Source organism: Gordonia sp. N1V, assembly GCF_029269935.1.
GTDB classification, from domain to species: domain Bacteria; phylum Actinomycetota; class Actinomycetes; order Mycobacteriales; family Mycobacteriaceae; genus Gordonia; species Gordonia polyisoprenivorans.
The window spans coordinates 87,571-99,589 of the sequence record NZ_JARJDD010000012.1 but is presented as its reverse complement, the minus strand read 5'-3'; the positions used below and the strand labels follow the sequence as shown (position 1 = coordinate 99,589).

The 12,019-nt window shown below is 69.4% G+C and carries 6 protein-coding genes; 4 read left to right on the top strand and 2 right to left on the bottom strand.

The annotated features are described in order from the left end of the window. Window positions 1–13: 13 nt before the first annotated feature. Both P3L18_RS16595 and P3L18_RS16590 read right to left on the bottom strand, forming a co-directional pair. Window positions 14–1,510, bottom strand: a complete 1,497-nt coding sequence (locus P3L18_RS16595; RefSeq protein WP_006368054.1) for an NAD(P)/FAD-dependent oxidoreductase — start codon at window positions 1,508–1,510, stop codon at window positions 14–16. A gap of 200 nt (window positions 1,511–1,710) precedes the next feature. Beyond that, window positions 1,711–2,286 carry a GNAT family N-acetyltransferase gene (locus P3L18_RS16590; RefSeq protein WP_014362198.1) on the bottom strand — a complete coding sequence of 192 codons (576 nt, stop codon included), beginning with the start codon at window positions 2,284–2,286 and terminating at the stop codon, window positions 1,711–1,713. Between the two features lie 174 nt (window positions 2,287–2,460). Here P3L18_RS16590 and P3L18_RS16585 point away from each other — a divergent pair, with 174 nt between their 5' ends. From P3L18_RS16585 to recD, 4 genes are read left to right on the top strand one after another with little or no spacing between them, the layout of a single operon-like run. Beyond that, entirely contained in the window at window positions 2,461–2,943 is a 483-nt protein-coding gene (locus tag P3L18_RS16585; protein WP_014362199.1) for a thioesterase family protein, read from the top strand. Between the two features lie 15 nt (window positions 2,944–2,958). Then, window positions 2,959–6,387, top strand: coding sequence for an exodeoxyribonuclease V subunit gamma (gene recC, locus P3L18_RS16580; protein WP_276114701.1), 3,429 nt, complete (start codon window positions 2,959–2,961; stop codon window positions 6,385–6,387). Continuing rightward, a complete protein-coding gene (locus tag P3L18_RS16575) occupies window positions 6,384–9,875 on the top strand; it encodes a UvrD-helicase domain-containing protein (protein WP_276114700.1) in 3,492 nt (1,163 codons plus the stop codon). The genes recC and P3L18_RS16575 overlap by 4 nt, the downstream gene beginning before the upstream one ends. Then, entirely contained in the window at window positions 9,872–11,944 is a 2,073-nt protein-coding gene (gene recD / locus P3L18_RS16570; protein ID WP_276114699.1) for an exodeoxyribonuclease V subunit alpha, read from the top strand. The genes P3L18_RS16575 and recD overlap by 4 nt, the downstream gene beginning before the upstream one ends. Window positions 11,945–12,019: the final 75 nt, after the last annotated feature.

The window sequence follows — 12,019 nt, the reverse complement described above, 5'->3', positions numbered from 1 at the left end:
CTCAGCCCAGCCCCTAGCTGGCCTCGGCCGCGGAGGCCTTGTCGGCCTCGGTCGTGGTGGCGTCGGCGTCGCTGGTGGGCTTGTTCGCGGATTCGGTCGCCGCCGCGGTGTCGTCGGCACCGGCCGCCTCGGCCTCCACCTCGGGCACCGACTTGTTCTCCAGTGCCGACAGCGCGCCGATGGCCGTGCGCGCGTACACCTGCTGTTCGGTCACCGCGAGCTGCGAGCGACCGCGCGTGCTGAACGCGAAGAACCAGTTGATCAGCGTGTTCAGCCGGTTGCGGAAACCGACGAGGTACACCAGGTGCAGCGCGAGCCAGCCGAGCCAGGCGAAGTATCCCTCGGTCTCGAACTTCTTCTTGGTACCCGGGATCGGCACCTGCATCACCGCGCTGAAACGCGAGATGGTGGCCATCGACCCCTTGTCGTAGTAGCTGAACGGCTTGCGCTGATCCGGCGTCTGACCCTTCTGCTCGGCCTTGATCGCATCGGCGGCGTAGCGGCCGCCCTGGATCGCGCCCTGCGCCACGCCCGGCACGCCGTCGACGGCCATCATGTCGCCGACGACGAAGACCTCTGGGTGATCGGGGATGGTCAGATCGGGCAGCACCTTCACGCGCCCCGCCCGGTCGAGTTCGACACCCGACTGTTCGGCGAGTTGCTTGCCGAGCGGGCTGGCCTGCACGCCCGCCGACCACACCTTGCACTGCGATTCGATCCGTCGGGTGCTGCCGTCCTTCTCCTTGACCACGAGGCCGTCGTAGTCGAGGTCGACGACCATCGCACCGAGTTGGATCTCCACACCCATCTTCTCCAGGCGCGCGGCGGCCTTGCGACCGAGCTTTTCGCCGAACGGTGGCAACACCGCGGGAGCCGCGTCGAGCAGGATCACCCGGGCTTCGGTGGGGTCGATGTTGCGGAAGGCTCCCTTGAGGGTCTTGTCGCTCATCTCCGCGATCTGACCGGCCAGCTCGACCCCGGTGGGGCCGGCGCCGACGACCACGAAGGTCAACAGCTTGGCGCGCTCGGCAGGGTCGTCGGACAGCTCGGCCTGCTCGAACGCGCCGAGGATGCGTCCGCGCAACTCGAGGGCGTGGTCGATGGTCTTCATACCCGGCGCGTACTCGGCGAAATGGTCATTGCCGAAGTACGACTGGTCGGCGCCCGCGGCGATGATGAGCTTGTCGTAGGGCGTCACCGTGATGCGCTCGAGCAACCGGGAGGTCACCGTCTTGGCGGTCAGGTCGATCTGGAACACATCGCCCATCAGCACGGTGACGTTGCGTTGCTTGCGCAGTACCACGCGGGTGGCCGGGGCGATCTCGCCCTCGGCGACGATGCCGGTGGCCACCTGGTAGAGCATCGGCTGGAACAGGTGGTGGGTGGTCTTGCCGATGAGCGTGACGTCCACATCGGCCTTCGCGAGCCGTTGGGCGGCGAAGAGACCACCGAAGCCGGAGCCGATGATGACGACGTGAGGGCGTGCCGAAGTCGGGGTGGGGCTGCTCATCGGAAGAACGTCTCCTCATCGATCGTGGTCGACATACCCGCTGGTGGGCATGCATGCTCGATTGTGTCGGGCCGTGGATACGGTCTGGGTGCGGACGCGGTCACGCCGCACGCCTCTTCACGGTAGTCCTCGCCGCCCGATCGGTCGCGGTGAGGCATCCATGTCAGGACATTATGGTCCTCGTCGCGGTGAACGCCGAATCAGGCGGTCAGATCGGTCGAGGCGCCCCAACCCTCGTGACGTCGTTGCCAGTCCTCACGGAGCAGGTCGTATTCGACCTCGCCGAATCCGCCCGGCGCGTTCTCGTCGCCGACGTGAATGCCGCAGATCCGCATGCCCAGCTTCTCCATGACACGACGCGAGGCCGCGTGCGTGGAGGTGGCGCTGGCGAACACCCGCTGCGCGTCGAGGTCGGTGAACGCGAGGTCGGTGACGATCCGCGCGGCCTCGGTGGCCAAGCCCCGGCCCCAGTACTCGCGCCGCAACCGATAGGTCAGTTCCAGCTCTGGGCGGCTGGAGTGCCGCGGCGCCCGTAACGACACCCAGCCGAGGAACACCCCGTAACGCCGATCGATCACCGTCCACAGGCCGCCGCGGCCGGTGCGTAATTCGGTCTGCGCGCGGGGCACGACCCACTCCTCGACGAGACTGCGGGGTGTGGCGATGCCGCCGCTGACGAAGTGCATCACGTGCGGATCGCTGTCGAGGCGCACGAGATCGTCGACGTCGCAGCGTTCGACCGGCCGCAACAACATCCGCGACGTCTGCACGATCACCCGGCCCCCAATGCCCTCATGTCCGCATGCGCCGGGATACTCCTGCAACGTCCGGCTCGGCCCACTCGGGAGATGAGTGTACGGACTACGCCGGACACATGCCGCCATTTGTGGGCGTGTCCCGGCGCGGGTCGCCGCGCGTGACCGTCGGTGCGTGGCGCTAGGCTCCCCCTCGTGGACCCCGACACCCAGCCGACGACACCGACACCCGACGCCGAGGTGCCGCCGCCGCACGCGCCCGCGGAGGTCGAGCTCCAATTGCGTTGGGGCGACATGGATATCAACGCCCACATCAACAACGTTCAATTTGCGCGGCTGTTCGAGGAAGGCCGGGTGCGCGCGTTTTCCCGATGGTTCCCGGGTGGGGCCGAACGACTTCCGATCCTGGTGGTGCGTCAGGACGTGGAGTTCCGGGCAACGCTGGACTACACCCTCGATCCCGTCGTCATGCGGTTGGCGATCACGCGCCTGGGCACGAGTTCCTACACGATCGGCGCCACGCTGTCGGCCGCCGACGGCACCCTGTGTGCCCTCGCCCGTACCACCATGGTCGTCATCGACCCGGCGACCGGTCGGCCGACCCCGATCCCGCCGTCGGCCCGGCAGATCCTCGAGTCCCACCGGGCGCAACTTCCGGAGCTGCGGCCGAGGGACTGACCGGAGCGAGGCGACATGCTGCGACTACACCGCGCCGAGCGCACCGACGTCCTGGCCGACGCGCTCGCCGACGTCCTGGCCACCGGTCTGCCCGACCCGATGGCGAGCGAGATCGTGGCCGTGCCCGCGCGAGGAATCGAGCGGTGGTTGTCGCAGCGGCTGGCGGTCCGGTTGGGATCGTCGCCCGAGCTCGGTGACGGAATCGCCGCCAACATCGGCTTCTGCTCACCGGGCGAGCTGACCGACGCCGTGATCGACGCCCTCGACACCGACACGCAGACCGCGACGGCCTGGCGCGCCGATGCGCTGGTTTGGCCGGTACTCGCCGTTCTCGACGACCTCGTCGACGACCCGCAGATGGCGATGCTGGCCCGGCACATCGGGTCCGCATCCACTGCAACGGCCGCCGGCGCCGGCACGAACACCACCGAAGGGGACGGCCCGGACGGGGCCCGACTCGGTCGCCGGTACGCCACTGCGCGCCACATCGCCGACCTCTTCGAGCGCTACGCCCGCCAGCGGCCCGGCATGCTCGCCGACTGGGCGGCCGGTGGGCAGAGTAACGGCGCCGGCGCGGCTCTGCCCGACGACATGGCGTGGCAACCCAGGTTCTGGCGCGCCGTCCGCGAACGCGTCGGGGCCGCACATCCGGTGGAGCGGCTCGATGCACTGTGCGAGGCCGTGCGCGCCGACCCCGGCGCCGTGGACCTCCCGCCGCGGGTGTCGGTGTTCGGGCCGACCCGCATCACCGAGACGTTCCGGCAGGTGGCCTCGGCGCTCGGTGCCCACCGCGATGTGCACCTGTTCGTGCCGCACCCCGGTCCCGCGCTGTGGCGTGCGGTGGCCACGACGGCGGCACCCGCTGATGCCCGGCGCGCGTCGTGGCGTCCACCGTCCTTGCGAAATCCGTTGCTGGCCGGGCTGTCCCACGATGTGCAGGAATTACAGCTGTCCATCGCCGGGCACCTCGACACCGAGGTGCATCATCGGGCGGGCGACCACCCCCCGGCGACGGTGCTGCAGACCGTGCAGGCCGGCATCCGCGACGATTCCGATCCCCGCGCGGACCGTGGCACATGTGCCGCGGACGACTCGATCGAGATCCACGCCTGCCATGGTCCCGAACGGCAGGTCGAGGCCCTGCGGGACCGGCTGCTGCATCTGTTCGACGCCGACCCGACCCTGCAACCGCGCGACGTGATCGTGATGTGCCCGGACGTCGAGACGTTCGCGCCGTTGATCCGCGGCGCCTTCGGCCAGAGTGGACTCGACCACCCGGCCGCCGCGTTGCGCGTCCGCCTCGCCGATCGCGGTCTGCGCCACCTCAATCCGGTCCTCGACGTGGTGGCCACCGTCGTCGAACTGGCCGTCGGCCGGATCACCGCGGGCCAGGTCACCGACCTGTTGACGCGCGAACCGGTGAGCCGTCGCTTCGCGATGTCCGACGACGATCTGGATTGGGTGCGGGAATGGCTCTCGCGCAGCGGAATCCGGTGGGGAATCGATGAGACGCAACGAAAGCGGTTCGGCCTCTCGGGTTTCGGTCAGGGGACCTTCTCCGCCGGGCTCGACCGGGTGGCGCTCGGCGTCGTCGCCGAGGAGGACGACGGTGAATGGCTGGGTGCCGCACTGCCGCTGGAGGGTGTGGAGAGCACCCAGATCGACCTGGCGGGACGGCTGATGGAATTCGTCGACCGCCTGGGCGCGCTCGTGGTGCGCCTGTCGGGGTCCGCGTCGGCGGCAGACTGGGCCGAGAGTCTGATCGCGGTCGTCGACGAGTTGACCGAGACCGCGCCCGGCGACGAATGGCAGACGGCGCAGGCGCACCGATCCATCACCGAGGCACTCGCATGTGATACCGAGGACCCGCCGAAAGGTGAGCGTCTGCTGCGGCTCTCCGATGTGCGCGATCTCGTCGCGATGATGATCGCCGGGCGCCCGACACGGGCCAACTTCCGCACGGGTGAATTGACGGTGTGCACGCTGGTGCCGATGCGCTCGGTACCGCACCGGGTCATCGTGCTGCTCGGCGTCGACGCCGAGGCCTTCCCGAGGGCGTTGCGCGTCGACGGCGACGACATCCTGGGTCGGGTTCCGCTGGTCGGTGAACGCAACCCCCGCGCCGAGGATCGCCAGTTGTTCCTCGACGCGCTGACCGCCGCGCAGGAACACTTCCTGGTCTTCTACACCGGCGCCGACCCGGTCTCGGGCAGTCGGGTGCCGCCTGCGGTGGTTGTCAGCGAACTCGCCGACACGGTTGCCACCCTCTGCGGTATCCGGGCTGCCGAGGTGATCCGCCGGCACACCCTGCACGGCTTCGATGCCCGCAACTTCGAGCCCGGTGGCGTCGGTGGTGTGCAGGGTCCGTTCAGTTTCGATCGGGGACTGCTCGCCGGTGCCCGTGCCCTGCGGGGCTCGAAACAGCCGGTGCGGCCGATCGCCGGTGCCCACCTCGGGATCCCTGCCCCCGACGCCGATTCCGACGTCGAATTGACCTCGCTCGTCTCATTTTTCGCCAATCCCATCGAGGGTTTCGTGCGACAGCGTCTCGGTGCCCGGATGCCTGATGAGGAGCACGACGATTCCGACCGCCTCGAGGTCAGGGTCGCCGGTCTCGAGGAGTGGGCGATCGGTGATCGGCTGTTGGCCCGTATGCTCGCCGGCGCCGATCTCCGGGACTGCCAGATGGCCGAGGTGCGCCGTGGCACCCTGCCGCCGGCCGAATTCGGGCGACGCGAACTGGTCCGCATCTCACGGCAGGTCGGTGCGGTGTACGACGCGGCGGTCGGTCTGCGGCACGGAGATGCGGCGACCTGTGATTTCGTGCTCGACCTCCCGGACGGTACCCGGGTGCACGGGAGCGTCGGCGACGTCTTCGGCACCGGTATCGTCGCCGCGACCTACTCGAAAGTGCGCGCCAAACACCGACTTTCGGCCTGGATTCGGCTTGTCGCGCTCGCCGCGGCGCAACGCTGCGGCGCGGTCGGCGGTCCGGTGATCGACTCGACGACGATGATCGGCCGCGCCGATCGAAAGGCGCCGGGGATCTCCGTGGTCCGCCTGGCCGGCCCCGACGATCCGCTCGCTTTGCTCGCCGAGCTCGTCGCCATCCGTCGGCTCGGTCTGCAGACCGTGTTGCCACTACCGCTGGATCCCGGTGCCGCCTATGGCATCAAACGCGCGAGCGGGAGCTCGGAGATGATCGCGCTGAACGCCGCGGCCACCTCGTTCGCCGGCAAGTTCGGCGCGCATACCGACCCCTATCTGCGGTTGGTGTACGGCGCCGATGTCACCGCGTCCGTCGACTTCGACACGTTGACCTCGGTCTGCGCCGCCGACACCGCACCCTGGGCACAGATCGGCCTGGTGTCGGGTGAGCCGGTCTTCACCACGCTCGCCCGCCGGCTGTGGGGCCCCGTCGTCGAACACGAGGTGATCAGATGACCTTCCCCGCAGCAGGTGTCGCCCACGGCCGGCTCGACGCCCCGCGCCCCTTCCGGCTCGACGAGCCCCTCGCCGAGCACACCACCGTGCTCGAGGCCAGTGCGGGAACCGGGAAGACCTACGCGATCGTCGGCATCGCGGCCCGGCACATCGCCGAGGGCCTGCCGATCGACAAGCTGCTGCTGGTCACCTTCAGCCGATCGGCGACCGCCGAACTCCGCGAACGGATGCGCGAACGCCTCACCGGTCTGCTCACCGCGATCGACGCCCGAGCCGACGAGCCCGACCCCGGTGCCGCTTCCGCGCAGACGCCCGACGCCGAACCGGACGAACTGCTTTCGCTGATGCTCACCGGTGACGCCGAGACGATCGCGTTGCGCCGGGATCGACTCGCGCGCGCCCTGTCGGACTTCGACGCGTCGACCATCGCCACCACCCACACCTTCTGCAACCGCATGCTCGAGGCGCTCGGGTTCCTCGGTGAACGCGAATTGGTCTACGAGATCGTGGAGGACGTCGACGATCTCGTCGAGGAGACTGCCCTGGATCTGTATCTGCGCGGTTTCGGCCGCGACCCCGACGATCCGGTGTTCACCTTCGACGATGCGGTGACCATCGCCAAGGAGGCCGTGCGCAATCCGGCGGTCGACCTCGTCCCGGCCGGTGTCGCCGACGCCGAGGGCGCACCGCGGGCCGACCGTGCCGCGACCCGTCGCGTCAACTTCTGCCATCGCGTACGCGAGATCGTCGAGCGCCGCAAGCGCGAGTCCCGGTTGCGGACCTACGACGATCTGCAGATGATCTTGTACCGCATCGTGATCGACGAGAACATCGGCGCCGACGCGTGCGCGCGTATCCGCGACACGTTCGAGCTGATCCTCGTCGACGAGTTCCAGGACACCGACCCGCTCCAATGGGAGATCCTGCGCCGGTGCTTTCACGGTCAGCGGCGTCTGGTGCTCGTCGGCGACCCCAAACAGTCCATCTATGCCTTCCGCGGAGCGGAGATCCTCAGTTACCTCGACGCGGTGCGGGTGGCGGGGCAGCGCCTGGCCCTCGACACCAATTGGCGTTCCGACGAGAACCTCGTCGAGGCGCTGTTCCGGATCTACGGCGGCGCCAATCTCGGCAACGACCAGATCACGGTGCACCAGGTGAATGCCCGCCGCCCGGGCACCCGGCTCACCTCGTCGGAGACGGGCCCAGCTACCCGAACGCCAGACGCTCAGAAACCGGTGCCGTCGCTGCGCGTGCGCTGGTTTCGCCACGACGATTTCCCGGTCCTCATGCGCAACAGCGCATTCGCCTCGGTCAACGACGTCCGCGCGGCGGTCATCGCCGACGTCGCCGCCGATGTCGCGTCGCTGCTCGCGTCGGGCACCCAGCTCACCACCGACTCCGGAGTCCGTGAGGTGCACCCGGGTGACATCGCGATACTGGTGTCGGCCAACCGCACCATCGAGCCGTTGCAGAACGCGTTGGGCGGCCACGGTATCGGGTCGGTGGTGGGGACCGGTACGAGCGTGTTCGCGACCATGAGTGCCCGGCACTGGTTGTGGGTGCTGCGGGCGATCGAGTCGCCCGCACGAAACGACCGGGTGGCGCTGGCTGCGCTGACACCGCTCATCGGCTGGGACCCCGAGCGGCTGGCCGGTGCCGGCGACGCCGAGCTGACCGAGCTGGCGGCCGGGTTGGCGGATCTGGCACGGACTTTCGACGACGGCGGATTCGCCGCGATGGCGCAGCGGATACTCGCCGACCACGGCGTGGCCGGTCGTGTGCTCGCCGGCGCCGACGGCGAACGGATGCTCACCGATCTGCTGCAGGTGTCGACGGTGTGCAATCGCCATGTGGTGGAGGAGGATTGCGGGCTCTCGAGTCTGGTGGAGTGGTTGGCCGACCGCATCGCCGACGAATCGCTGTGGCGGCGTTCGGAGGAGCAGACCCGGCGACTCGACCGCGATACCCAGGTCGTGCAGATCATGACGGTGCACGCCAGTAAGGGGCTGCAATTTCCGATCGTCTACGTGCCGTTCGGCTGGGACGGTGCCCGCAACTCGTCGCCGAAGACCTTCCGTTACCACGACGACAACGGTGACCGGCACCTCGACGTCGGCGGTCTGGACACCACCGGGCGTCCGGAACGCCTGCGCCGCAGCATCTCCGAGGATGCGGGGGAGGACCTGCGCAAGCTGTATGTGGCGCTGACCCGCGCCGGGTCGCAGGTGGTTGCCTGGTGGGCGCCGTCGCGCGGCACCAGCGACTCGGCGCTGCATCGCCTGATCTTCGGACACCCGCCCGGCTACATGGAGCCGGGAACGACCGTCGCCGAGTCGGTGCGGGTGCCCGATCCCGACGAATGCGAGGCCCGGCTCGTCCAACTCGGTGCGGGTACCGACACCATCAGTGTCGAATCCGCCGGCGGCCTCGACCCCGGGCGGTGGGTGTCCGACACCGCCAAGCGGTCACCGAACGAGCTCTCCGCGGCGGTGTTCGGCGGTCGGATCGACAGCGGGTGGCGGCGTACGTCGTATTCGGCGATCATCGCCGCCGCCGGACACGCGTCATTCGGTTCTGGCGACAGCGACAGCGGCAGCGAACCCGAACCCGAGGCGCAGTCCGTGGACGACGAGCCCGTCGAGGCTGTCGAGGAGGCACTGCCGATCGCCGACGCCGACGAGCGGGCCGGAACGCCGTCACCGATGAACGGCATGCCGTTCGGTGCGACCTTCGGCACCCTTGTGCACGAAACCCTCGAGTATGTCGACACCTCCGCGCCCGATCGGCGAGCTCATGTGCGCGAACTGTGCGAGCGATCGGCATCTCGCTATGGGATGCCGGTGGATGTCGACGCGTTGACCTCCGCCCTCGACAAGGTACTCACCACGCCACTCGGATTCGGTGACCTCTGGAGCGTCGGACCGCGAGATCGGTTGGCCGAGCTGGACTTCGAGATGCCGTTGGGTCCGCCCGAGGTGACCGGCAGTGATCCCGCCGGCGCGGGCGCACCACTGGCCGCCATCGCCGAACTGATGAGCGACCTGCTGCCATCGGACGATCTGCTGCGACCGTATGTGCCGATCCTGGCGTCGCTGCCCGCCCAGCGTCTGCGTGGATTCCTCACCGGCAGCATCGATTCGGTGCTGCGGATTCCCGACGGACGCTTCGTCGTGGTGGACTACAAGACCAATCGACTGCGCCCGGGGGCGCTGATGGTCGAGGACTTCTCGGCCGAGGCGATGGCCGCGGAGATGATCCGATCCCATTATCCGTTGCAGGCGCTGCTGTATTCGGTTGCGCTGCATCGCTATCTGCGCTGGCGGCTGCCCGGGTACGCAGCCGCGGCGCATCTCGGGCCGGTGCAGTACCACTTCGTCCGCGGGATGGCCGGGCCGTCGACCCCAGCGGGGTGCGGTGTGTTCGAGTGGTCGGTACCCGCAGAGCTGATCACGACGCTCTCGGATCTGTTGGCGGGAGCGCCACGATGACGCCGCCCACACCACCGGACACCGTCGTCCCGGTCGACGATCCCGCCGGCCCCGGTGCCCACACCGATGACGGCAGGCGGGTGCACGGGGCCCGCGGGCTGCTCGGTGAGGCCAACGCCGTCGGCATCCTCGACGCCGCCGACGTGCACGTCGCGACCCGACTGGTACGCATGTGCGGTGAACCGGTGTCCGAGATCGCCGAGTTCGCCGCAGCGCTGGCCGTGCGCGCGGTGCGCCTGGGCTCGACCTGCCTGGCGGTCCGCGACCTGGCCGACATCGCCGCGGGCGCAGAACACGACTCCGCGCCGGAGCGCAGGGCCATCGGAGTGGGAGGTGCAGTCGGGGTGGGCGGTGCCGTCGGGGCGGACGGCCGAGCGGTGATGCCGGCACTGCCGTCCGCCGACGAACTCGTCGGCGGGTTGCGCTCGAGTCCGCTGGTCGTCGGTGCCAATGGCGGCCCCCTGCGGCCGCTGGTCGTCGCCGACACCGTCGACGGGCCATTGATATACCTGCGCAAGTACTTTCAGCAGGAGCAGGTGATCCGCACCGTCCTCGCCGAACGAGCCGCGTCGGTGCCCGAGGTCTCGGCCGAGCGGGTCACCGGTGCCCTCGACGAGGTCTTCGGCGAGGGCGCCGGCCTTGCACCTCGACAGCGGCTGGCCGCCGCCGTCGCCGCCTCGCGGTGGACCTCGGTGCTCACCGGAGGTCCGGGTACCGGCAAGACCTACACCGTTGCGCGCATCCTCGCCGTGCTCGATCGGCTCGCCCCGGCACGACTGCACATCGCGGTGTGCGCACCCACGGGCCGCGCGGTCGCCCAGCTGCAGGCCTCACTCGACGGGATGAGCCGCGGGCTCGGCCCGGACTCGTCGGTCACGGGCGACTCGGCAAGCGGCCCACCGGTACACGCGGTGACCGTTCACGGACTGTTGGGCTGGCGACCCGGTTCGCGGCCGCGCTATGGACCGGGTAACCGCTTGCCGCACGACGTGGTGGTCGTCGACGAGACCTCCATGCTGTCGGTGACCGCGATGAGTCACCTCCTCGAGGCGGTGCGTCCGGATGCGCGCCTGATCCTGGTGGGTGATCCCCATCAGCTCGCGTCGGTGGAGGCCGGTGCGGTGCTCGCCGACCTCGTCGAGCGGCCACCCAGCGGCGCAACAGACTCCAGCGGCGCAACACACTCCAGCGGCGCAGATCACGACAGTGGGACCGCACTCGATGCCGAGATCATGGCCCTGGCGGACGACTCGCGGATCACCGCATCCGAACGTCCGCGTTTGGCCGATGGCATGGTCGAACTGACCCGCAACTTCCGCAACCGCGACGGCATCGCCACGGTCGCCGCAGCGGTCAATGACGGTGACGGCGATCGCGTGCTCGAGCTCATCGGCTCCGGCGAGCTGGCCGACATCGTGCTCGTCGAGCCCGACGATCCCGCGATCCACCGCGACGTCGTCGCCTGGGTCACCGATCTGTGGTCGGCAGCCCGCGCCGGCGATGCGCCGACCGCGTTGCAGGTGCTCGATTCACACCGCGTGTTGTGTGCCCACCGTGCGGGCCGGTGGGGTGTGCAGGGGTGGACGCGTCAGATCGTCGAGTGGTGCGGTGAGATCCCCGGCCACCCGCCTGTGACGCCCGACCTCGCGGCGCCACAGCCCGGGATGCCGATCCTGGTGACCGCCAACGATCGGCAGAACCGGGTGTTCAACGGGGACTGCGGTGTGGTGATCGCCGAGGCCGGCGATCCGTCGCTGACCGTTGCCTTCCGGCGCAGCGAGTTCAGCGATCCGATGTTCGTCCCGCCGGCGCGGCTGGCCGAGACGATGTGGGCCTACGCGATGACCATCCACCGCAGCCAGGGCAGCCAGTTCGATGCGGTCACCGTCGTTCTGCCACCGCAGGATTCGCCGCTGCTCACCCGCGAACTCCTCTATACCGCCATCACCCGCGCCAAGTCGCGGGTTCGGATCGTCGGAACCCTGGAGACGTTACGGGCGGCGGTTGGTCGTCGCGTGCACCGCGCGAGCGGACTGCGCTCCTCCCCGGCGGAGCCGGCGGGTCGATGATTGCGGACCCGGCGGGTCGATGATTGCGGAGCCGGCAGGTCAGTGACGGCGCGGACGACGGGGTGGCAGTACACT

Coding starts and splice junctions, on each gene's coding strand:
- P3L18_RS16575 (WP_276114700.1), top strand. CDS start 6,384: ATGACCTTCCCCGCAGCAGGTGTCGCCCACGGCCGGCTCGACGCCCCG.
- recC (WP_276114701.1), top strand. CDS start 2,959: ATGCTGCGACTACACCGCGCCGAGCGCACCGACGTCCTGGCCGACGCG.
- P3L18_RS16595 (WP_006368054.1), bottom strand. CDS start 1,510: ATGAGCAGCCCCACCCCGACTTCGGCACGCCCTCACGTCGTCATCATC.
- recD (WP_276114699.1), top strand. CDS start 9,872: ATGACGCCGCCCACACCACCGGACACCGTCGTCCCGGTCGACGATCCC.